This is a genomic window from Vibrio sp. L3-7 (assembly GCF_963898195.1).
Taxonomy (GTDB): Bacteria; Pseudomonadota; Gammaproteobacteria; order Enterobacterales; family Vibrionaceae; genus Vibrio; species Vibrio echinoideorum.
Window position 1 is genome coordinate 23,371 of record NZ_CAWQUW010000073.1, and the last position, 22,704, is coordinate 46,074.

The 22,704-nt window shown below is 43.9% G+C and carries 26 protein-coding genes; 16 read left to right on the forward strand and 10 right to left on the reverse strand.

Annotation, left to right across the window (positions count from 1 at the left end; genetic code table 11):
• Positions 1-266 precede the first annotated feature (266 nt).
• From AACW75_RS24410 to crr, 3 genes are all read left to right on the forward strand, one after another.
• Positions 267-524: an HPr family phosphocarrier protein gene (locus AACW75_RS24410; protein WP_004734263.1), complete on the forward strand. Its 258-nt coding sequence runs from the start codon at positions 267-269 to the stop codon at positions 522-524.
• A gap of 136 nt (positions 525-660) precedes the next feature.
• Positions 661-2,385 (forward strand): phosphoenolpyruvate-protein phosphotransferase PtsI, encoded by a 1,725-nt coding sequence (ptsI, locus tag AACW75_RS24415; RefSeq protein ID WP_017073184.1) that lies wholly within the window; start codon positions 661-663, stop codon positions 2,383-2,385.
• A 106-nt stretch (positions 2,386-2,491) separates the two neighbouring features.
• On the forward strand, positions 2,492-3,001 hold the full coding sequence (gene crr, locus AACW75_RS24420; protein ID WP_004737851.1) for a PTS glucose transporter subunit IIA: 510 nt from the start codon (positions 2,492-2,494) through the stop codon (positions 2,999-3,001).
• A gap of 425 nt (positions 3,002-3,426) precedes the next feature.
• On the opposite strand, the gene AACW75_RS24425 is transcribed toward crr, so the two are convergent.
• From AACW75_RS24425 to AACW75_RS24440, 4 genes are all read right to left on the reverse strand, one after another.
• Positions 3,427-4,560 carry a flagellin gene (locus AACW75_RS24425; protein ID WP_004736189.1) on the reverse strand — a complete coding sequence of 378 codons (1,134 nt, stop codon included), beginning with the start codon at positions 4,558-4,560 and terminating at the stop codon, positions 3,427-3,429.
• Positions 4,561-4,857: 297 nt separating this feature from the next.
• A complete protein-coding gene (locus tag AACW75_RS24430; RefSeq protein WP_145571575.1) occupies positions 4,858-5,991 on the reverse strand; it encodes a flagellin in 1,134 nt (377 codons plus the stop codon).
• Positions 5,992-6,112: 121 nt separating this feature from the next.
• Positions 6,113-7,036, reverse strand: a complete 924-nt coding sequence (locus AACW75_RS24435) for a Dyp-type peroxidase (RefSeq protein ID WP_145571573.1) — start codon at positions 7,034-7,036, stop codon at positions 6,113-6,115.
• A gap of 66 nt (positions 7,037-7,102) precedes the next feature.
• Positions 7,103-7,564, reverse strand: coding sequence for a DUF2919 domain-containing protein (locus AACW75_RS24440; RefSeq protein ID WP_029224891.1), 462 nt, complete (start codon positions 7,562-7,564; stop codon positions 7,103-7,105).
• A gap of 109 nt (positions 7,565-7,673) precedes the next feature.
• Between AACW75_RS24440 and AACW75_RS24445 the strand changes: the two genes are divergently transcribed.
• Together AACW75_RS24445 and AACW75_RS24450 are read left to right on the forward strand one after the other, a co-directional pair.
• Entirely contained in the window at positions 7,674-8,018 is a 345-nt protein-coding gene (locus AACW75_RS24445) for a DUF2956 domain-containing protein (RefSeq protein ID WP_145564229.1), read from the forward strand.
• Between the two features lie 12 nt (positions 8,019-8,030).
• On the forward strand, positions 8,031-8,363 hold the full coding sequence (locus AACW75_RS24450; RefSeq protein WP_145571571.1) for a DUF4156 domain-containing protein: 333 nt from the start codon (positions 8,031-8,033) through the stop codon (positions 8,361-8,363).
• Positions 8,364-8,459: 96 nt separating this feature from the next.
• Here the strand turns inward: AACW75_RS24450 and AACW75_RS24455 are convergent, their stop codons facing one another.
• Positions 8,460-8,747 (reverse strand): winged helix-turn-helix domain-containing protein, encoded by a 288-nt coding sequence (locus AACW75_RS24455; protein ID WP_029223467.1) that lies wholly within the window; start codon positions 8,745-8,747, stop codon positions 8,460-8,462.
• A gap of 205 nt (positions 8,748-8,952) precedes the next feature.
• Between AACW75_RS24455 and AACW75_RS24460 the strand changes: the two genes are divergently transcribed.
• The 4 genes from AACW75_RS24460 to AACW75_RS24475 all read left to right on the forward strand — a co-directional run bounded on the left by AACW75_RS24460 (position 8,953) and on the right by AACW75_RS24475 (position 11,534).
• A complete protein-coding gene (locus AACW75_RS24460) occupies positions 8,953-9,300 on the forward strand; it encodes an ArsC family reductase (RefSeq protein ID WP_135456094.1) in 348 nt (115 codons plus the stop codon).
• Positions 9,301-9,458: 158 nt separating this feature from the next.
• On the forward strand, positions 9,459-10,595 hold the full coding sequence (gene dapE / locus AACW75_RS24465; RefSeq protein WP_135456092.1) for a succinyl-diaminopimelate desuccinylase: 1,137 nt from the start codon (positions 9,459-9,461) through the stop codon (positions 10,593-10,595).
• Between the two features lie 46 nt (positions 10,596-10,641).
• Entirely contained in the window at positions 10,642-11,316 is a 675-nt protein-coding gene (locus AACW75_RS24470) for a M15 family metallopeptidase (RefSeq protein ID WP_135456090.1), read from the forward strand.
• Between the two features lie 8 nt (positions 11,317-11,324).
• The gene (locus tag AACW75_RS24475; protein WP_004734277.1) at positions 11,325-11,534 is read left to right on the forward strand and encodes a DUF2897 family protein; all 210 of its coding nucleotides are present in this window, start codon (positions 11,325-11,327) and stop codon (positions 11,532-11,534) included.
• Positions 11,535-11,701: 167 nt separating this feature from the next.
• Here AACW75_RS24475 and bamC read toward each other — a convergent pair whose 3' ends face one another.
• Positions 11,702-12,748: an outer membrane protein assembly factor BamC gene (gene bamC / locus AACW75_RS24480; protein ID WP_135456088.1), complete on the reverse strand. Its 1,047-nt coding sequence runs from the start codon at positions 12,746-12,748 to the stop codon at positions 11,702-11,704.
• A 49-nt stretch (positions 12,749-12,797) separates the two neighbouring features.
• Positions 12,798-13,676, reverse strand: a complete 879-nt coding sequence (gene dapA, locus AACW75_RS24485; protein ID WP_029224892.1) for a 4-hydroxy-tetrahydrodipicolinate synthase — start codon at positions 13,674-13,676, stop codon at positions 12,798-12,800.
• Between the two features lie 373 nt (positions 13,677-14,049).
• Here dapA and AACW75_RS24490 point away from each other — a divergent pair, with 373 nt between their 5' ends.
• Positions 14,050-14,592, forward strand: a complete 543-nt coding sequence (locus tag AACW75_RS24490; RefSeq protein ID WP_017073798.1) for a glycine cleavage system protein R — start codon at positions 14,050-14,052, stop codon at positions 14,590-14,592.
• Positions 14,593-14,604: 12 nt separating this feature from the next.
• On the forward strand, positions 14,605-15,075 hold the full coding sequence (bcp, locus tag AACW75_RS24495) for a thioredoxin-dependent thiol peroxidase (RefSeq protein ID WP_145571567.1): 471 nt from the start codon (positions 14,605-14,607) through the stop codon (positions 15,073-15,075).
• Between the two features lie 156 nt (positions 15,076-15,231).
• Here the strand turns inward: bcp and AACW75_RS24500 are convergent, their stop codons facing one another.
• Together AACW75_RS24500 and AACW75_RS24505 are read right to left on the reverse strand one after the other, a co-directional pair.
• Positions 15,232-16,308, reverse strand: coding sequence for an AI-2E family transporter (locus tag AACW75_RS24500; RefSeq protein WP_017072633.1), 1,077 nt, complete (start codon positions 16,306-16,308; stop codon positions 15,232-15,234).
• Positions 16,301-16,540, reverse strand: a complete 240-nt coding sequence (locus tag AACW75_RS24505; protein ID WP_145571565.1) for a sulfurtransferase TusA family protein — start codon at positions 16,538-16,540, stop codon at positions 16,301-16,303. The genes AACW75_RS24500 and AACW75_RS24505 overlap by 8 nt, the downstream gene beginning before the upstream one ends.
• 178 nt (positions 16,541-16,718) lie before the next feature.
• Here AACW75_RS24505 and AACW75_RS24510 point away from each other — a divergent pair, with 178 nt between their 5' ends.
• The 4 genes from AACW75_RS24510 to AACW75_RS24525 all read left to right on the forward strand — a co-directional run bounded on the left by AACW75_RS24510 (position 16,719) and on the right by AACW75_RS24525 (position 19,682).
• The gene (locus AACW75_RS24510) at positions 16,719-18,173 is read left to right on the forward strand and encodes a beta-barrel assembly-enhancing protease (RefSeq protein WP_145571563.1); all 1,455 of its coding nucleotides are present in this window, start codon (positions 16,719-16,721) and stop codon (positions 18,171-18,173) included.
• A 124-nt stretch (positions 18,174-18,297) separates the two neighbouring features.
• Positions 18,298-18,648 (forward strand): arsenate reductase (glutaredoxin), encoded by a 351-nt coding sequence (arsC, locus tag AACW75_RS24515; RefSeq protein ID WP_102553617.1) that lies wholly within the window; start codon positions 18,298-18,300, stop codon positions 18,646-18,648.
• A 6-nt stretch (positions 18,649-18,654) separates the two neighbouring features.
• Entirely contained in the window at positions 18,655-19,248 is a 594-nt protein-coding gene (wrbA, locus tag AACW75_RS24520) for an NAD(P)H:quinone oxidoreductase (protein ID WP_102553618.1), read from the forward strand.
• Entirely contained in the window at positions 19,245-19,682 is a 438-nt protein-coding gene (locus AACW75_RS24525) for a DUF2069 domain-containing protein (protein WP_017072638.1), read from the forward strand. The genes wrbA and AACW75_RS24525 overlap by 4 nt, the downstream gene beginning before the upstream one ends.
• A gap of 127 nt (positions 19,683-19,809) precedes the next feature.
• Here AACW75_RS24525 and AACW75_RS24530 read toward each other — a convergent pair whose 3' ends face one another.
• Entirely contained in the window at positions 19,810-21,096 is a 1,287-nt protein-coding gene (locus AACW75_RS24530; protein WP_145571561.1) for a DUF2066 domain-containing protein, read from the reverse strand.
• A gap of 278 nt (positions 21,097-21,374) precedes the next feature.
• Here AACW75_RS24530 and AACW75_RS24535 point away from each other — a divergent pair, with 278 nt between their 5' ends.
• The gene (locus AACW75_RS24535) at positions 21,375-22,613 is read left to right on the forward strand and encodes a uracil-xanthine permease family protein (protein WP_017072639.1); all 1,239 of its coding nucleotides are present in this window, start codon (positions 21,375-21,377) and stop codon (positions 22,611-22,613) included.
• Positions 22,614-22,704 lie beyond the last annotated feature (91 nt).

The following is a 22,704-nucleotide window of genomic DNA, read 5'->3' on the forward strand; positions in this document are numbered from 1 at the left end:
CGTTTAGGGGCTTTTTTGTTGATCCTTGCCCCACCTTTGGTAATATCGGGTCTGTTTTATTTTTCGCTTCAAAATAAAAGAAGCAATAAACAAATTCTTAAAGTCATGAGTACTCAATAAAAGACGACCATGGCTGGATAAAATTTTATAATCAGTCTAAGTTCTAACACGAACATGCCGTACTAGGCTCTAGCGCATTTGGGCTAAAGCAGTTAAGCTAAACTGGTTACAAACTTACAAAAAATAAATTAATTGGGGTATATCAAATGTACGAGAAGCAAGTAGAAATCACAGCAGAAAATGGCCTTCACACTCGTCCAGCTGCACAGTTCGTTAAAGAAGCAAAATCTTTCGATGCTGACATTACAGTGACTTCTAACGGCAAAAGCGCTAGCGCGAAAAGCCTGTTCAAGCTACAAACTTTAGGCCTAGTAAAAGGTACTAACGTTACTATTTCAGCTGAAGGCCCTCAAGCTCAGCAAGCAGTAGACCACCTAGTTGCTCTTATGGATCAACTACACTAATACGGTCTCCTTCTTTCCAAGCCATTTTGCATAGCAAAGTGGCTTTGTTCGAAATAGATAGCAATAAGCGCGACACTAGTCGACGACTTAAAGTCACACATTCTCCCGTTTACAGTTGAACAACTAAGGTAAGGCTATGATTTCAGGCATCCTAGCATCTCCTGGTATTGCTTTCGGTAAAGCACTACTACTTCAAGAAGATGACATTGTCCTAAACACTCAATCTATCTCAGACGATCAAGTTGAAGCAGAAGTTCAGCGTTTTTTTGACGCTCGTAACAAATCTTCTCAACAACTTGAAGTTGTAAAGCAAAAAGCACTTGAAACTTTTGGCGAAGAAAAAGAAGCAATCTTTGAAGGCCATATCATGCTGCTTGAAGATGAAGAGCTAGAAGAAGAGATTTTAGCACTCATCAAGAAAGACAAAATGCACGCAGACAACGCGATCTACACAGTGATCGAAGAGCAAGCTGTTGCACTAGAGTCACTTGATGATGAGTACCTAAAAGAACGTGCGACTGATATCCGTGATATCGGTACTCGCTTCGTTAAAAATGCACTAGGCATCAACATTGTTTCTATAGCAGATATCAATGAAGAAGTTATCCTAGTTGCTTACGACCTAACGCCATCTGAAACAGCACAAATCAACCTAGACTACGTTCTTGGTTTTGCTTGTGACATCGGCGGTCGTACATCTCATACTTCAATCATGGCACGTTCACTTGAGCTTCCTGCTATCGTTGGTACTAACGATATCACTAAGCAAGTTAAGAACGGCGACATGCTTGTGCTAGACGCGATGAACAACAAGGTCATCATCAATCCTTCTGATGCTGAATTAGCAGAAGCTAAGAAAATCAAATCTGATTTTGAAGCAGAAGCGACTGAGCTAGCAAAACTTAAAGACCTACCAGCTATCACTCTTGATGATCATCAAGTAGAAGTTTGCGGTAACATCGGTACAGTTAAAGACTGTGACGGTATTCTGCGTAACGGTGGCGAAGGTGTTGGTCTGTACCGTACTGAATTCCTATTTATGGACCGTGACGCACTTCCTACTGAAGAAGAGCAATACATTGCTTACAAAGAAGTAGCGGAAGCAATGCACGGCGAGTCAGTGATTATCCGTACTATGGATATCGGTGGCGATAAAGATCTACCATATATGGATCTTCCACAAGAGATGAACCCGTTCCTAGGCTGGCGTGCAGTACGTATCAGCTTGGATCGTCGTGAAATCCTACGTGACCAACTACGTGGCATCCTACGTGCTTCTGCACACGGTAATCTACGTATCATGTTCCCAATGATCATTTCTGTTGAAGAGATCCGTGAACTGAAAAAAGCAATCGAAGAGTACAAAGTTGAACTTCGCGCTGAAGGCCTAGCTTTCGATGAAGAAATCGAAATCGGCGTAATGGTTGAGACTCCAGCTGCTGCTGCAATCGCACACCATTTAGCGAAAGAAGTGTCTTTCTTCTCTATCGGTACTAACGATCTAACGCAATACACTCTTGCAGTAGACCGTGGTAACGAAATGATTTCTCACCTATACAACCCACTATCTCCTGCTGTACTTACAGTAATCAAGCAAGTGATCGACGCATCACACGCTGAAGGTAAGTGGACTGGTATGTGTGGTGAGCTTGCTGGTGATGAGCGTGCAACGCTACTTCTTCTTGGTATGGGTTTAGATGAGTTCTCTATGAGCGGTATCTCTATCCCTAAAGTTAAGAAAGTAATCCGTAACTCTAACTTCGCAGAAGTTAAAGCGATGGCTGACGAAGCACTATCTCTACCTACAGCTGCTGAAATTGAAGCTTGCGTAGAAAAATTCATCGCTGAGAAAACTCAGTAATCGCCAAGAGCTTAATAAGATTGGACGGCTAAAAATAGTCGTCTAATTTGTTAGATTGGTATAGTATATTCTACAGAATAAAACTAAACGTTAGGAGCATGACACAATGGGTCTGTTTGACAAACTGAAAAAGCTTGTATCTGATGACAGCGCTGATGCTGGTGCAATCGAAATCATCGCACCTCTTTCTGGTGAAATCGTAAACATCGAAGATGTGCCAGATGTAGTTTTCGCTGAAAAAATCGTTGGTGACGGCATCGCTATCAAACCAGCTGGCGACAAAATGGTAGCTCCAGTTAACGGTACTATCGGTAAGATCTTCGAAACTAACCACGCGTTCTCTATTGAGTCTGACGACGGTGTTGAGCTTTTCGTTCACTTCGGTATCGATACTGTAGAACTTAAAGGCGAAGGCTTCACTCGTGTAGCTGAAGAAGGTCAATCTGTTAAAGCTGGTGACACTATCATCACTTTCGATCTAGCGCTTCTTGAAGAGAAAGCTAAATCAACGCTTACTCCAGTTGTTATCTCTAACATGGACGAAATCAAGGAGCTGAACAAGCTTTCTGGTTCTGTAACTGTTGGCGAAACTCCAGTTCTTAAAGTAACTAAGTAATTTCGATTACTTATCTGCTTTAATTAAAACGCTACCTAAGGGTGGCGTTTTTTGTGCCTGCTATATTTGTCTAGTTCCTTAAATCACAGTACTGACAGTCCGACTAAAAGCCCTTATCAACAAGCCCTCTGTAAGCTACAACACCTCCCCCTTAGATATCACTAACTCCCCCTACTTTCCTATTAAACAGAGTTAAACGCTATGCTCATCCACCTCCATCCTTCCCTACTACCAACTCAGTACTTTTCTCAGCACACCTTTCGATAAAGGACAGGCAATAAAAAACCCAGCCGAAGCTGGGTCTGTTTAGCGCTCATCTCTCACCACGAGCTAATTTGTGGAAGCCTGACGTTAACGTTTATAATCAACTGCGCTTATGATCAACAGCGCTTATAACCAACGTGGCAACGTGGCCTTTCAATCGATTAACCTAGTAGGCTAAGTGCCGAGTTCGGTGCTTGCTTCGCTTGAGCAAGAATCGAGCTTGAAGCTTGAGAAAGGATCTGAGACTTAGTCATCTGAGTCGTTTCTTTCGCGAAATCGGTATCTTTAATACGGCTCTTAGATGCGTTAACGTTCTCGTTAATGTTGTCTAAGTTGCTGATAGCGTGGTCGAAACGGTTTTGGAAAGCACCCAGTTCAGCACGGTGGCTGTCTACGTACTTAAGTGCTGCATCGATGACTGCTACAGACTCTTGTGCGCCGCCAACTGATGTTACGTCGATAGTATCAACCGTTACATCTTTGCCAGGTTGCATGCCTAGTTCACCAGCAAGGCTGCCAGAGAATGCCACTTCGCCTTCAACTTTGTTGTTGCCAGTAAACATTTGCAGCTTACCGTCTTCAGTTACAGACGCTTTCACAGAGTCTTGCTGACCGTTGATGTACGTTGCTAGCTCTTCGATGTCATCGCCCGCTTTCGCAGACACATCGATTTCTTGTGCTTGGCCGAAGTTATCAGTGAACGACATTTTTAGGTCGTTTGCGCCAGCTTGAACGTTCCAGTCTTTGTCTTTCGCGTTCTCAGTTTGGTAGCTCTTACCACCCATCTGAGCGTTATCAGAGCGCATGTCTTTCAGTTGAAGCATTACCGCTTCACCGTTATCCGCACCGATTTGGAATGATTTAGTACCGTGAGTACCGTTAAGCAGTTTGTTACCACCAAAAGACGTGGTTTCTGCGATACGGTTAAGCTCATCGTTAAGTGCTGTTACTTCTTCTTGAATCGCTACACGCTCAGATTTTGAGTTTGAGCCGTTTGAAGATTGTAGAGACAAATCACGCATACGTTGCAGAATGTTCGTTGTCTCGTTCATTGCACCTTCAGCTGTTTGTGCAATAGAGATACCGTCGTTCGCGTTACGTACAGCAACATCAAGGCCACGGCTCTGAACGTTCAAACGGTTCGAGATTTGTAGGCCCGCAGCGTCATCTTTTGCGCTGTTGATTTTAGAGCCTGAAGCTAGACGCTCCATTGATGTTTGTTGAGCGCTGTTTGCATTGTTTAGGTAACGTTGCGCTGTCATCGCTGATACGTTTGTATTTACATTCACTGCCATGGTGGCTTCTCCAATTGATTTTCCGATATAGCGGTTTCCGACGTCTCGGAAAACCAAGTAGTTATCTCTAAGTTACTTTTAATAACGGCGCGAATGCTGAAACCTTTAGAAAAAAAACAACAAAATTAAAGAAATAGCGATAAACGAGAAGAAAGCGTGACTGGCAGTAAAATTATCAAAAAAAGATGAGAAAAAGGCTAAAGTCGCAAAGAAGTTGGCCGAATGGAAAGTTGTATTTTTATTAACCAAAGGGCTTTAGTTAAGCTGAAATACCTTTATAAGATTCGAAATGATTTATTAACCTAACAAGGTTAAGGCAAGATTCGGCGCTTGTTTGGCTTGAGCCAGTATTGTGGTGCTCACTTGCTGCAATATTTGCTGCTTGAGCATTTGAGTGGTCTCTTTGGCGTAATCGGTATCTTTGATTCGGCTGTTGGATGTCGCCAAGTTCTCATGAACGTTTTCAAGATTGTTTATTGCATGGTCAAAACGGTTTTGCATTGCGCCGAGTTCGGAACGATGACTGTCCACATACTTCATCGCTGTATCCAAAATAGAGACAGCACGCTGCGCGCCACCCGCATCAGTCACATTGATGTCATCGACTGATTCGTAAGAACCCGCCGACATCGAAAGCTCACTGGCTAACGAACCTGAGAAAGAGATCGTGCCCGCCGTGTCTTCGCCAGACATATAGATCTGAAGCTGACCTTCATCATTAACTGAAGCTGAGACCAGGTCCGTTTGACCATTAATGTAAGTCGCTAACTCTTCAATATCATCACCCGATTTCGCGTTGATAGTGATCTCTTGTGGCTGACCAAAACGATCAGTAAACGACATTGTCATATCATTCTGGTTAGACTTCACTTCCCATGAGTCACTTGCCATGCCGTTGGCAACATAGCTAAAACCACCCATGTTGATGTCGTCAGTACGCATGCTTTTTAAGCCGATCTGCACCGCTTCACCAGAGCTACCACCGATTTGAAATGATGAACTACCAAAGCTACCGTTAAGGAGCTTTTTCCCACCAAATGATGTGGTTTCTGCAATTCGATTCAACTCGTCATTTAAAGCGGTCACTTCTTCTTGAATAGCGGTTCTTTCCGATTGGCTATTCGAACCATTACTCGCCTGTAGTGACAAATCTCGCATGCGTTGCATGATATTAGTGGTTTCATTCATCGCCCCTTCTGCAGTCTGCATAATAGAGATGCCATCGTTAGCATTTCGAACGGCGACATCAATACCACTCATCTGTGCTTCTAATCGATTCGAGATTTGTAAGCCGGCAGCATCGCCTTTTGCACTATTAATACGACTCCCTGAAGCTAGGCGCTCCAAAGATTGGTTCAGCATGTTATTGGCATTAGAAAGATTCCTCTGAGCCACTAACGCTGAGACATTTGTATTAACAGTTATAGCCATAGACCTTCACTTACAAAAAGATGAATAAAACTCACGATTGCTCTTATATCGACCAGTACATATAAAGCTTTAATAAAAAAGGAGCCCTGAGGCTCCCTTTGTTGACTATCTTTAAGACGATTTACTTAATCGTTAATACACTCAACATGTCAGTTGAGGGCGCAAAGTAGTAAGCGCCAGTTACTGCTTTAGTAAAGCGAAGCAGTTGGTCTGTTTTACCATCTGTTGCGCCGTACATGCTCTCTAACATCGCATCAAAGTTATGACGAACATTACAGTAAGCAATGAACAATAAGCCGTGATCGCCTGTCGCTGTGCCGTAAGGTAGGCTGTGACGAACAATCTTAAGGCCCTTGCCTTCTTCTTTGATATCAACACGGCCTACGTGAGACGCAGCAGGAACATCATCAAGTTCAATTGAATCAGGCTTAGTTCGACCAATCACTTTCTCTTGTGCCGACACATTCAATCGATTCCAAGCTGGCAGGTTGTGCACAAAACGCTGCACCATCACATAACTACCACCAGCAAACTCACCCTCAGGAACAATCGCTACTTCGGCGCGTTGTGCATCTTTCGGGTTCTCAGTGCCATCTACGAAGTCCGTGATGTCACGAGAGTCTAGGAAGCGGTAACCGTAGGTTTCATCAACCACTTCAACATCAGCTGCCACTTCAGATAGCAATTTACGCAGAATAAAGAAGTGTAGATCATGTCGGTTTGAATGACAGTGAATCAGAACATCAGACAATGTGCTAGGTGCCGTAACATCACCTTCACCAAGCGCAGGGAAATCAATTAGGTCAGACGGGGCTGCTTGCTCAAACTTATCCCAAAATGCCTTTGAAAACGCAACCGATGACGTTAAGTTCGCATCGGGTTGAGTTTGGTTTAGCTCATCGATTAGGTTCGGAAGCTTTTGAAGTTCAGCTAAGACGTTTGCAGCGTTAGCATTTACTTTTAGTTGAACATAAAGAGCGAAAGGCCCAGCTTCTGGCAAAATAGCGCTTTGAATTTGAGACTGCTCATTTGAGATGTTAAGCATAGATTAATCCTTTCATTTTTAAGCATCTAAGTATAATTGTGAACGGGATAAATGTTTTGATGAGAATCAGTCTTCGTGCTCGACCACTTTAAAGCAATCTTTAGCGGTATGACTATTGGTTAGGTAAAGTGCTAACCATAGGAGCAACAATAAAGTTACCCCATTCGACCAACGAAACCATCCGTTGTCCAAATAGATCAAATACAGTGTATGAGTTCCTTGTGCCAAGATGGCTGTCATGGTGACCCAGCGCCCCCAAGACACGACTTTATTCAGACGTTTTCTATCTGGAGATCTTAGTCCAAACAACCACATAACAAGTAGACTAGGAATGCTCAATGCAATCCCAACATAGAACATGTAATGATCTGGATAAATAATTTCGAGGATATCGGTTCCCGACTCTCTGCTCGCTCCAGCAACAATGAAAACGACCAGAGCTTTCGCCAAAAATAACCAACCCAACCATAATAAGATTGGGGCTTTCAAAAAACCGTTCTTATCGTATTGTTCTATGGAGTACCGCACAAATCTCACTTTAACTTATCTTCAAACCAACACTTTAACGCAAATCATTCATACTTAACTAGGTTTGCGTTATCTTATTAGCTAATCCGTTTTAATTATCGAACTCAACATGAAAAAGAAAACTAATACGCCGTCTGTTGAATCTCAACAAGAAGCACTGAAGGTAGCCAAAGCGACTCAAAAGCCAGCTCAAACCAAAGAACAAACTAAGCTGATCGCTCAAGGTATCGAAAAGGGCATCGCTCTCTATAAAAAACAACAAAAAGAACGCAGTCGCCAAGCAGACAAAGCTAAGAAGCGTGTGCAGAAAGATAAACTGACTCAACAAGTTACCCAAGACCAAGATCATGATGTCTTGCCAACTGTTGAGCCATCATCAAATCACTCGAATAAATTACCGTGGTTGCTATTGATTGCAAGTTGGGTGGGCTTCGCAATTTATTTGATGAGATAGCAGGATAAACGTATGAAAAAGGAATTGGTTGCTTTGGCTATGAGTGGGTCTCTTTTGGGATGCACTACGCCGACTTCAGCCCCTCACAATGAAGCGGACAAAGTGCAGATGGATTTCCACGGCCTTATCAATATTGATCAGTGCGAGTATAAAGGGGAAGTCACGGGCAGCGAAGGCCACTGGTATAGTTACCTATTTTACCCGAACGACACCCTGATTCAGGGCGCCATGAATGAACTCAAATCGAATACGATTGAACTAGGCGCAGATACGGTGATATTTACACTTCCCCAAGACTTTAGCACTTCTGTCACTATGCTTGGCACAGCCTATCAGTGTGAGTAAGCAGATAAACAAATAAGCAAATAAACAGGTAAGTAAATTGGCATATCTGCATGCTCTGATTTTACGACGCCCAAAAGAAAGCCAGCTTTCGCTGGCTTATGCACTAAATCCAAGGCTTGTTGCTATATCGCCTTTACGTTCGATAACCCATTGACTATCAAATGGCCCCCAGTCGGATAACTGGTAATAACCATCATTATGACGTCGCCCATCTTGAACAAACATAAGTTCGATACCGATCCCCGGTAACGCCTTGAGTACATCTTGAATCGTACGACGAGGCCAACCCGTTTTTTCGATGAGTTTAGGCACATTTGGCCTATCAAGGCTTTCCACTAACAATGCTAAATATAGCCGCCTTGCAAAAACAGGACTCAACTCCATTGACACCTCCTATATATGTGCAGCTCAATTATTTCTTTTTTCGCTGACAACATGTTGAGGCTGATCAATAAGTCTCCAATAGTGACATTTTCTTACTGTTTTTTTTCACTCTATGAAATATTCCTCACTCTATTTTGTCTGAGTTGCTGCTTCCTGATAGGATTCAACTCATAACAATGAAATAAAATCACCCAAAGGAAGAATAATGACTATCACTATGTTCGGTATCCCAAACTGCGACACCATCAAAAAAGCGAAGAAATGGTTGGAAGCGGAAGGCATCGAGTTTGAATTCCACGACTATCGTAAACAAGGCATCAATGAAGAGTTGGTTACTGCCTTCTGTTCAGAGCTTGGTTGGGAACTTGTGCTAAACAAACGTGGTACGACTTATCGCCAACTTTCTCAAGAACAAAAAGATACGCTAACGGAAGAAAAAGCCATGACTTTACTGATTGAACAGCCAGCAATGATTAAGCGCCCTATCTTGAAAGTCGATGGCAAGCTTCATATTGGCTTCAAAGCCGACCAATACGCCGCTATTTTTGCTTAAATCGCGGCTTTGAGTAAAAGGGGATATTTACATAAATCGCCGTATTTACTTAGATCACGCATATTTAACTAAATAAACAGATATCAAGGCGTTGAACCTTCTCAATGCAGCGCCTGACAATTATTGACTAGACGTTTTATTAAACAAGGAATTCAAGGATGACAGATAGCCCAACTTTGGCTCTGGCAAAAGACCTCATTAGCCGCCAATCAGTAACACCTGAAGATGCCGGCTGCCAAGACCTGATGATTGAACGCTTAAAAGCACTCGGCTTTGAAATCGAAGTGATGGTATTTGAAGATACAACTAACTTTTGGGCTCGTCGTGGTACAGAAGCTCCTTTGTTTGCTTTTGCTGGACACACTGACGTCGTGCCAGCAGGCCCTGTTGAGCTTTGGGATACCAAGCCATTCGAACCGACGATCGTCGATGGTTTCTTACACGGGCGCGGCGCAGCAGACATGAAAGGTTCTCTGGCTTCAATGGTTGTTGCTGTTGAACAGTTCATTGCAAAACACCCTGACCACACAGGCTCGATTGGTTTCCTTATTACTTCTGATGAAGAAGGCCCTTTCATCAACGGTACAGTACGTGTTGTTGAAGCATTGATGGCTCGTGGTGAGAACATCGACATGTGTATTGTTGGTGAACCATCAAGCACTGAGTATGTGGGTGATGTTGTGAAGAACGGCCGTCGTGGTTCTATCACTGGCGATCTAACGATTAAAGGCACACAAGGCCACGTTGCTTACCCTCATCTAGCAAACAACCCAATTCATAGCTCTCTGCTTGCAATCAATGAGTTGGCAACGACTGAGTGGGATAAAGGTAATGACTACTTCCCGCCAACGAGCTTCCAGATCCCAAATGTAAGTGCAGGAACCGGAGCTTCGAATGTAATTCCTGGTGAGTTTAATGTTCAATTTAACCTGCGTTTTAGCACAGAACTAAATAACGATATTATCGTTGAACGAATCACAGCAATACTCGACAAGTACGATTTCGAATATGACCTAAAATGGACATTCAATGGCGACCCGTTCTTAACAGACGCAGGCTCACTGCTTGATGCTATTGTTGATGCCGTTGGTCACGTTAACGACGTAAAACCAGCCTTACTGACCACAGGTGGTACATCTGACGGACGCTTTATTGCACGCATGAAAGGACAAGTCGTCGAACTCGGCCCTGTGAATGCAACCATTCACAAGGTTAACGAATGCGTGAAAGTGGCTGACTTAGAGAAGCTAACCGACATGTATGAGAGAACATTAGTGAACCTGTTCGCTAAATAGTTCTTTCATCAGCGATTCATAGCATCTAATTATTGAGAGACGCGTTATGACACCAGAGCAGCTTACCGGACAATCCGATTCTCATCTGGAACCTAGCCTCATAGGTACCAAGACATTTCTGGTTCACAGTGATGTTAAAGATGACCTAAACAGTTTGATTGAAGCTGCTCAAGTCGCTGGGTTTAAAATGGAGGTTGCCAGTGGCTTTCGCGACTATGAAAGGCAATCTCTGATTTGGAACCGTAAGTTTTCTGGTGAAGCACCGATATTAGACTCAGAAAGCCAGCCACTTGATGCTTCAAGACTCAGTGAACATCAAAAGTTGTCGGCTATCTTAAGGTGGTCTGCGCTTCCTGGGGCGAGTCGTCACCATTGGGGTTGTGACTTTGATGTCTTTGCTCGTAATCACTTACCTGAAGGCACACAGCTTCAATTAGAACCATGGGAATACCTTACTGGCCACCAGCAGGCGTTTTACCAATGGCTATCTGTTCATGCTTCGCAATTTGGGTTCTTCTTTCCGTACAGCCAAGACCTTGGTGGTGTTGCAATAGAACCGTGGCATATTAGCCACCGTAAAGTTTCACAGTCGTGTTTATCACAGTTATCTCCCACTTTACTTGGCAAGCAACTGCAATCTAAGCCAATATTAGGGTATGAGATTATTGTGGAGCAGCTAGACGAGATCTACGCGCGCTTCGTAGCGAATATCAGTCATTAGGAGCGCTTATGTTGGAGTGGCTTACAAACCCTTGGGTTATCATCATCATAGTGGTTAGCGTTGTGGTGGGTAACATTGCCGCTCTTAAACAAACCGCGAATATGGATCTGACAGGTCGTAACAAAACAGAGAAAGACTTAGACAAGCTCAATCAATTGGATAAACAGAACCAAGAGAAAGCTCAAAAAGATGAGTCTACGGACAACAAAGACGCTTAATTTTGTAGCTCTAAGGAGTCAATCTAATTTGCTAATAATCCGCTGATGACTAATCAACGAATACAAAAAAGAGGACACAATGTGTCCTCTTTTTTATTGGCTTTAGCTAACCACAGGGCTGATATGACTTACTCTGTGGTTTTTCAGCTATGCTCACTCAGTTTTACTTACTCTGCATCAGCTTCTTTGTCATCTTTGGTTTGGTCAGCAACATGTGCCAATACCGGTACCATAGACTTAAGTAACGCTTCTTCTACTGGTTTACCTGATGCATCCGTTACGTTAATTGACGTACGGTTGCCAAGGTCACCAAACAAGAAGGTGTAAGTACCTGGAGCCAAATCAATGGGTTGTAGGCCAATTGTTTCCCAGAATTCATCATCTGGCGCTGCATACTTAGCTTTTACAGTACCTTGAGACTGGTTACGCTCTTCAAGCTCAAAGCCCATCGTCGGTAGCAAGGTAGGCAAACGCTGCCACAATACATTGTATGGAGTACGAGCAATGATCACAGGGAAGCCACTGCGATCCGCACCCATTGAAATTGGAATGCGTTTCACCAATTCTTGCGCTTTCAACGCCGCTTCAGCACGAAGGTTCTCATCGTACTTGGCCATGACTAAGTTAGTTAAGAACGCGTTGTAACGCTCTTTATTGGTTGCCGATACAGGTTTCTCTTCAGAACCTTCACGCCAATCAATAAGGTTAATTTTGAAACCATGGCGGTTGTTCGCTTGGAAACGAGAGAGAGAATAACGGCTGCCAATCTCTACTTCTTCGTCTTCAGAAACCCAAGTAACCCAGTCGGTCTCAATATCATTCTCTGATTGCTCACGAATGCCAATACCACGCTGAGCCAACATATCTACAGCAGTTTGCCACACTCGATCGGCTTCTTCTGCACGAAGGAGCCACAGAGTCACTTCACCATTTTGACGCTCAGCACGAGCCCCAGGGATCAGTTCAAGCACCTGTTGAGGTGGACGAATATCCACCTCACGACCTGTACCACCGCTAAACTCACCACTTGGGATATCAAAGTTTGGGTAAAACTGAGGTTGAGCATCTTCAGGCAATTGCCATTGTGAAAACTCAGGTGTTTCTAAGTATTCGAAATCATCTTTGGCTTGGCGACGTTGAGTCGGGCTGCCAGAACATGCTGTAAGAACGAAAACAGCCAGTGATCCAATCACTAGCTGGTGAGAATACTTCATTTACACTCCTAAATGCCGAAGGTTCGCTTCGGCATCACTTCATACGTTTTTAGTAAATGCACGCTTCAGTCATTGCTTGAGCAACAACAGGTCGAGCTGGTTCTGACAATTCAGTCAGCGGTAGACGTAAGCCACCTTCAGCAATCAGACCCATTTTGTGAACCGCCCACTTTACGGGAATAGGGTTAGACTCAACGAACAAGTTCTTATGTAGAGGCATCAAGCGCTCATTGATCGCTTCAGCTTCTTCAAACTTACCTTCTTTCGCTAGCTTAAACATGGTCGCCATATCAGCAGCTGCAACATTGTTCGTTACAGATATCACACCATCGCCACCACGCTTAACAAATTCTAGGCCTGTTAAGTCATCACCACTTAGTAAGATAAAATCTTCGCCACAAAGTTCACGGTGAATTGCAATTCTGTCGAGATCACCCGTCGCATCTTTCAGTGCAACGATGTTTTCAATCTTAGCAAGGCGAGCAACTGTTTCTGGTAACAAGTCAACAGCAGTACGACCCGGTACATTATATAGAATCTGTGGAACGTCGCTTACTTCAGCAATTGCTTTGTAGTGTTGGTACAAACCTTCTTGAGTCGGCTTGTTGTAGTAAGGCGTTACGCTCAAGCAACCAGCAATACCAGAACCATTTAATAAACGGCTGAATAACACTGACTCGTGAGTTGCGTTCGCGCCAGTACCTGCGATTACAGGGATACGACCATCTGCAAATTCAACGATCTTATTGACGACTTTGACATGCTCTTCAATAGTGAGTGTTGAAGACTCACCAGTTGTGCCAACCGCAACCAGACCATCACTACCTGCAGCAACATGGTACTCAACTAGCTTTTTAAGGCTGTCGAAATCCACTTCACCATCTGTATTAAATGGCGTAACTAGCGCAACGATACTTCCTGAAAACATGTCTATCTCCCTTAATTTATTCTTTTTGCATGTTACTGTAAGCCAATCAATAAACACAAGACATTAAAGTGGCTTACTGGCAACATCTGCATTAAATATTGTCGTATGTTTGAGGTAAAACGACTTATAACAGCGTTCGACCTAAAATTTGGGTAACCTGCGTTCAATCTAGCGGATACCGCATTGCTAGATGTCAGTAGCAAGTAAGCTGTGCCCTATCTTCAATTTCTTGTTTTTCACGCTCTAGATATTCCTATCATTTACGGCGCATTAGAAGCGAAGCGCCTCATAAAAAGCCCCGTTCACACGCTTATTCCTCGTGTTAACTGTGCTAACATGCATGCATCAATGGAATATATAGAGACGTGATTTTATGACTCAACATCTAGTAATCACAGCTGTGGGCACTGATCGCCCAGGTGTTTGTAACCAAGTGGTACATTTAGTCACCCAATCAGGCTGTAACATTATTGATAGCCGTATCGCCCTATTTGGCGAAGAATTTACGCTTATCATGCTGCTGTCTGGAAAGGCAAACAACATCACCCGCGTTGAAACAACTCTGCCCTTGCTTGGCCAAGAGCACGACTTGATTACAATAATGAAGCGAACCTCAACTCATGATGTTATTGAGAACTCCTACACTGCAGAGGTATTCGTTGAGTCAGACGATAAAATCGGCCTTACCGAACAGTTCACTCAGTTCTTTGCCGACCGTAACATCGGCCTCAACTCACTGAGCGCACAAACCATCAATAAGTCCAAGGTTCAGCTCGATAACGACCAATTCCATATCTCTATTACCGCTTCTGTGCAATCAGAATGTAACTTGATGCAGCTACAAGAAGAATTCAATTCGCTGTGTCAGAGCCTATCAGTCCAAGGCTCGCTCAATTTTATTAAAAACAGTCTTTAAAAAGGAAATGTCATGAATACGCTGACAGCTGGTGTTCCAGCACCTGCTTTTTCTCTTCCCGATCAAGATGGCAATATCGTATCTCTTGGTGACTTCAAAGGTAAAAAGGTACTTTTCTACTTTTACCCAAAAGCAATGACCCCTGGTTGTATTGTACAAGCTGAAGGCCTGCGTGATACCAAGGCACAACTTGACGATCTTAACGTTGTCGTTTTGGGTGTCAGCATCGACCCAGTTAAACGCCTACCTAACTTCATTGAGAAAAAATCTCTAAACTTCACACTGCTATCTGATGAAGACCACAGCGTTGCTGAACAGTTTGGGGTTTGGGGTGAGAAAAAATTCATGGGCAAAGTCTATGACGGTCTACACCGTATTAGCTTCCTGATCGACGAAGAAGGTCAAATTGAACACGTTTTCAACAAGTTCAAGACTAAAACTCACCACGAAGTGGTTCTAGATTACTTTAATCAAGACGCTTAATATCGATGTTGGTGAGTTAATTGTTTAAATTCACGACTAATTAAAACAAATGCAAAAGGCCGAATATCATGGATATTCGGCCTTTTTGTTACTTATTCAAATTGATAGCGAGTTCAATTGCTATTGGTGTGCAAGCCTACGATTCGTGTTTCATGGCTACGATTGATGTTCGAGGTCATCGTCTAGTGCGTGGCTTGGCAAAGCATTCCAAACCGCTTTCACTAAGGTCGCAAGTGGGATGGCAAAGAATACGCCCCAGAATCCCCACAATCCACCAAAGACTAATACCGCAACAATAATTGCGACAGGATGAAGGTTCACCGCTTCAGAGAACAGAACAGGCACTAACACGTTGCCATCTAGCGCTTGAATTATGCCGTATGAAACTAGTAGCCAGTAGAATTGAGGCTCAAGCCCCCATTGGAACAAGCCCACAATGGCGACAGGTACAGTCACCGCCGCAGCACCGATATACGGGATCAACACCGAGAAACCAACCGCTACAGCCAGCAATGCAGAATAACGTAAATCCAGAATCGCGAAGGTCACGTAGCTGACGCCACCGACGATTAGAATCTCTAACACTTTACCGCGAATGTAGTTAGAGATTTGTTGGTTCATCTCAACCCAAACCTTAGTCGCTAAACGTCGGTTCTTTGGTAGTACGCCACTCGCCATGTTGATCATCTCTTCTTTATCTTTCAGTAAGAAGAAGATCAGCAGAGGTACAAGAATCAGATAAACCGCAAGCGTAGCCAAACTCACTAATGAAGCTAAAGAACCTTTAACAACACTTTCACCAAAGCCTAAAGCTTTGTTTTTCGCGTTCGACATCACCGATTCAACAATCTGTAGATTAGCTAATTCTGGGTAACGATCTGGAATCGTCGCAATGAATTTTTGCAAACTCCCGTACATACTCGGAATGTCATTAATAAGGTTACCCACTTGTTCCCAAATCGTTGGTACTAAACCAAACAACGCAAACAACATCAGGCTAAAGAACATCATGATAACCAACATCACCGAAGGCGTTCTTGGCACACCAAGTCGTTGAAGTTGGGTAACGGGCCACTCTAATAAATACGCCAATACAATCGCAACCAAGAGTGGCGCAATTAAATGACCGAAGAAATAGATCGTAATAAAGCCGAAGAGAATGATGGCAACCAAACTGACAGCATCGGGATCAGAGAAACGTCGTTTATACCAACGATTGACCATTTCAAGCATCTGACTGCAATTCCTTTTTAGTGACGAGGAGGTGATAATAACTAGAACAAGCATCTATAACGACGACGTAAGCTTGCTTAGACAAAAAACTAACAATATCTTCCATCGAGCTGTGGTCAGAGACATAAATTGACAATGATTGCCCTACTTCTAACTTTACACTGTGACGCTTGGCTAATAATAATGCCATTGGACATCGCTCTTGGCGTAAATCTAGAATATTAGGTGTCATTCTGGAGCTCGATGCTTATTATAAGGGTCGTATTGTAATCTGTTTTTCAAAACGCGCCATCATTCATTCATCTTCCTTTATGATAGCGCACGTACTTGGCAAAGGTTAAATCAGATAAAGAACCAATTTGCATTGCACTTGTCTTACTGTCAGAAGAAACGGAGTATTACTGACTAATATGTTTAAACGCGCTCGTTCAATTGCTTGCTTATGCATCGCAGCTACATTAAGTACCCCAACCTTGGCAAACACCAATGGTTTGGAGCTACCGGATATCGGAACCGCTGCTGGCGGCACGCTCACTATCGACCAAGAACTTATCTATGGTGATGCCTATATGCGCATCATTAGAAGCAGCCAGCCCATCGTTAACGACCCTGTATTAAACCAGTATATTGATACACTTGGCCACCGCCTTGTGGCGAATGCCAACGACGTAAAGACCCCCTTTCAGTTCTTTATGATTCGAGACCGCAATATCAACGCCTTCGCTTTCTTTGGTGGTTATGTTGCGTTGCACTCAGGACTCTTCCTCCATGCACAATCTGAAAGTGAACTGGCTTCGGTATTAGCGCACGAAATCGCGCACGTTACGCAGCGTCACTTAGCGCGTAGTATGGAAGATCAAGCGCGTCGTTCTCCAGCGACCATCGCAGCGCTAGCAGCCTCTGTATTATTGGCTATTGCGGCACCTGAAGCCGGTATTGCAGCTCTAACTGCCACAACCGCAGGTAACATGCAGAGCCAGATCAACTACACCCGTAGCAATGAAAAAGAAGCGGATCGCTTTGGCATCAACACCCTCGCAAAGGCAGGATTTGATGTGAATGCCATGCCACGCTTCTTCGGTCGCCTAGCTGATGAATACCGTTATGCCAGCACACCACCACCAATGCTGCTCACTCACCCATTACCAGAAGATCGAATCACAGATTCACGTGCTCGTGCTCGTAGCTATCCGCCACTTAAACTGGCACCTTCGCTAGACTACCACCTAGCGAGAGCCCGCATTGTCGCGCGGTATGCCGGCATCAATAACGATGCTGCTCTCGACTGGTTTGCACGCCAACTAAAGAAAGTACCTAAAGCACTAGTACCATCACTAGAGTATGGCCAGGCGTTGGTTTACCTAGATTCCAAAAAACTGGATAAAGCAGAACCTATTCTGACCAAGCTCATCAATAGCGACCCGACCAATCTGTTTTATTTGGATGCGATTTCGGACCTGCACATTGAACAGAAACAACCTGAAATTGCGATTAAAGAACTAAAGTCTGCACTGAGTCGTCAACCAAATAACTCGGTACTGACCATCAACTACGCCAACGCACTGATTGAAAACGAAGATCTACAAGAAGCCGTTCGCGTGTTGCAACGTTACACACACGATAACCCGAACGACACCAATGGCTGGCACCTACTTTCAAAGGTAAATACTAGCCTTGGTAATAGCGACGAAGATCTTGCCGCTCGCGCAGAAATCTTGGCACTGCAAGCCAATTGGAACAAAGCTATCCAGTACTATACGCAAGCAAGCCAAATCGCAGAGCTAGGCAGCCTGAAACAAGCACGTTACGACGCACGAATTGATCAGTTAATGATTCAGCGCGAGCGTTTCTTGTCGCTGCAATAAACCTATTTGCTAGCAGTAACTCTGTCATTGAAATAAGAAAGAAAGCTCAACATTAAACAGTGGAAAAGCCACTCGGATGGCTTCAACTAAAAATTTAAATAAAAAATGATAATGAGGAAGAACCATGTCTGTCGTGATTTACCATAACCCACGCTGCTCAAAAAGCCGTCAAACCCTAGAACTACTTGAAGCAAACGGCGTACAGCCAGAGGTTATCAAGTACCTAGACACTCCACTCACTGTTGAGCAACTTAAAGTACTTTTCTCTCAACTAGGTTTTGACAGCGTTCGAGACATGATGCGCACCAAAGAAGCGGATTACAAAGACGCAAACCTTGGCGATGCATCGGTGACTGATGAGGATCTTTTCTCAGCAATGGCTACCAATCCAAAACTGTTTGAACGCCCAGTTGTTGTTGCTAACAACAAAGCAAAGGTTGGTCGTCCACCAGAGCAAGTATTAGAGATCCTGTAAGCCAATATGAGCATTAACATTCTTGTTCTCTACTACAGTCGCCACGGCAACACTCAGGCTCTAGCAAGACAAATTGCACGTGGGATAGAATCCATCCCTCACTGTGAAGCTATGCTAAGAACGGTGAACGACGTGTACACGGTAGAAGAACAGCCTGACTCGCGTTATCAACCAACCGATCCTATTGCGACGTTACAAGAACTTCGATGTTGCGATGGCTTAGCGCTAGGCAGCCCAGTTTGGTTTGGCAACATGGCTGGGCCTATGAAGCACTTTTGGGATAGCACTACATCACTGTGGATCAATGGTGATCTGATCGATAAGCCGGCTTGTGTATTTACCTCTTCTTCATCGCTGCATGGCGGCCAAGAAACCACACAGCAAAGCATGATGTTGCCACTGCTTCACCATGGCATGCTAGTGGTGGGAATCCCTTATTCCGAGCCGGCGCTGCATACCACTCAAACCGGTGGCACACCTTATGGTGCCAGCAGTACCGGAGAGAGTGCTTCATTAAGCAAAGAAGAAATTGAGTTGGCGCAAAACCTAGGTAAACGGCTAGCGCGCATCGCTATAAACCAGAAAGGAATCTCTCAATGATGTATATGCCAGAGAAGGCGATGTCTCCCAAAACTAAGCTGTTTCGCTACCTTGCATTGGCGGGCAACTTGTTGCTTTTACTGTGGGTGGTTGCTTGGCAGATGACGCTTTCACCGCACCCTCATCTGAGTAATGTAACACTTGCTATTGCTTGGGCTGTTCCTCTTTTATTGCCATTACCGGGGATTTTAGCGGGCAAACCCTATACGCATGCTTGGGCAAACTTCGTCTTAATGCTCTACTTCCTACACGCCTTAACTATCTTGTATGTAGACGGTGGCGAACGCCTTTTGGCGGCGGTAGAACTGCTACTAACAACACTAGGCTTCGCGGGCAATATCTTATTTACTCGCTTTCGAGCCAAAGAATTAGGCATCAAACTTAAGCGCCTTTCTGAAGTAGAAAAGACAGAGAAAGCTAAGTTCGAACAGTAACCTAGATTAAGTTGTCCTGTTCTAGTACCAATAGAAAAAGTGACAACAAACAAAAAGCCCTGCGAGATTACTCTAGCAGGGCTTTTTTCATAAATTCATTTCAATCGGTCATGTCAGAAGACAATCACTAGCGAACCCATTCGTATACTAAGCTTGGCTTAGCATGCACTGGTGCAGTAGCTGTTAGTTCTACAGCGTCAGATTCTTCTAGCGTTACGTCAGACGTGTTCGTTAGCTCAACATCCGCTTCAGTTGATAACTCGCTACCTTTGATGACTTGAACACTTGAGTCCGCTTCGTTAGCCGTCGCTTCTGCGTCATTGTTCACTGTCGTATCAGTAGCAGCTGCTGAATCATCGCCTACAGACATGGTGTTGTCTTGCGTTTCAAATTCAGGGCTCACTTCAGGTTCAATGTAAGACTCTTCAACCTTCGCTATTTGACGAATGCTTTCAACCTCTTGCTCAAACTCTTGTTGGGTCGACAATAAGTGAATTCGGAACGTAACTTCATTATTTTGAATCTTCAGAATATCTAAGCTTGCAACTGAATTTAGACGCTTAAGTGAATTCTCCAGTTTGAAGAAGTCCTGAGCGTTATTCAGGCTAATAAACTGCGTTAAAATAGACTCTGATGATTCACTAGCTACAGTGACAGCACTCTTACCTGCGTAGTAGTTACTGATTTGGTCAACTAACTTCTTAGAAGTCGTCGCGCTGTTACCCGATAAAGAACCACTTACTGGTGATGTTGGTGCACTCGTCAATTGACTTGGCTTTTGATCATACAAAGTCCAACGCAACCCTGAAGATTGAGCTTTTATCACCAATACGGCATCAACAGGGTAACGTTGACTCGCTTTGCTGATTGGCGTGACGAAGCTGCCCCACAAATCAGACGTCGCAATACCCGTAATATCGTCAAAATCCCCAACAGGTAATGTCAGTGGTAAACCTCGCTCTTTTGCATTCGCTTGTAAGCCAGAAGCCAACTGAGAGTTAGAGTGTTCCCATACTATATTCTTGTCGTAGTTATCCTCTTCTACCAGCCAAACAAGAATGTTTGAACGAGTATCAGGCCAGTACGGTAATTGTGCTTGGGTCAATAGAGAACGGATTTGAGCACCGTTAAAACGCATGCGCAATGTTGCTTGGTCATTGCTTTCACCAAAACTCATTTGAGACATGTACTGCGAACTTTTACGCATCGCCTTTTGAATGGTTTCATTCGAAACAACATCGGTTTGGCCAGTCGCTCGAATCAACACCTGTTCCATACCGGTATTTCTTGCCACTTGTTCTGGCTGTTTGTTTTCAGCGTTAATCGCAACTTCAGCACTAAAGATATCTACTTGAGTTAATGCATAACTCGGAGAGGCTAATAGTGCCATTAACAACAATGCTATGTAGCGCATACTGATCCTAATATTCAAATCTTGTACCTAGATGATAAGCAACTATGGATTGTGGGGCAAGGTCGATAGCGCCCACTGTGTTTAATAACCACAAAATATCACCTAGCCATGATAATTCGTTCACTTCAAAACTGAATTTTTCTTGCTTTGAAAGAGATAAAACATCACTAAGATAAATAAATTTGATCTATTTGGTGTGGCAATCGATTGCTAAGTGATAGAATCCCGCGAATTTTATTTTTCACTTTTCATATAACGACCATTTTTAAGGACATAACATGAAGAATGCTCTGCAAGGTGCGCAAATGCTGTTTGTAGCTTTTGGTGCACTTGTATTAGTGCCGCTACTGACTGGACTCGATCCCAACGTTGCACTCTTTGGCGCAGGTATCGGTACCCTTTTATTTCAACTTATTACACGCCGTTCAGTGCCAATCTTCTTAGCGTCTTCTTTTGCATTCATCGCGCCTATCATGTTTGGTATTCAAACTTGGGGTGTAGGTGCAACCATGGGCGGCCTAATGGCAGCAGGTGTTGTGTATGTGTTAATGGGTGTATTGATTAAAGTACGTGGTGTAGCCTTCATCCATAAACTGCTTCCACCCGTCGTGGTTGGCCCTGTGATTATGGTGATCGGTTTAGGCCTTGCACCTGTTGCGGTAAACATGGCGCTAGGTAAAACTGGCGATGGTGCGGTTCAACTTATCGATGCAGACGCAGCGTTATGGATCTCGTCTATTTCATTACTAGTGACTATTGTCATCAGTGTATTCTCGAAAGGCTTCCTTAAACTATTGCCAATCTTTGGTGGCATTGTAGCGGGTTATGTAACGAGCTTGGTATACGGCGTAGTTGATTTTACCCCCGTAGCTCAAGCAGCTTGGTTAGCACTACCAAACTTCACTGCACCAGAATTCAACATCAACGCTATCTTCTTTATGGTGTTTGTTGCAATTGCGCCAGCCGTTGAGCACGTGGGCGATATGCTTGCTATCTCTAACGTAACCGGTAAAGACTACCTTAAGAAGCCTGGTTTACACCGCACTATTGCTGGCGACGGTGTAGCAACAATTGCAGCTTCTATGCTGGGCGCGCCACCAAATACAACTTACAGCGAAGTAACAGGTGCTGTAATGCTGACTAAAGCATTCAACCCTGTGATCATGACTTGGGCTGCGGTAACAGCCATTGTTTTAGCATTGGTTGGTAAGCTAGGCGCACTACTTCAAACGATCCCAGTTCCTGTAATGGGCGGTATTATGATTCTACTGTTTGGTTCAATCGCAACGGTAGGCTTAAACACGCTAATTCAGAATAAAGTTGACCTACACAAATCACGCAACCTTGTGATTGTGGGTATTACGTTGGTCTTCGGTATCGGCGGCATGGCATTTGGCATCGGCGACTTTAGCCTACAAGGCGTAAGCTTGTGCGGTATCGTAGCGATTCTACTTAACCTAGTCCTTCCTGAAGAATTAGGCGACAACACCGTAGTAGACAAAGCTCAAATCGATTAATTTATCGATAAGGCTGGATTCAAAAGAATCACAACCTAACAAGATCAAAAAAGGGAGAGCATCGAATGCTCTCCCTTTTATTTATACGGCT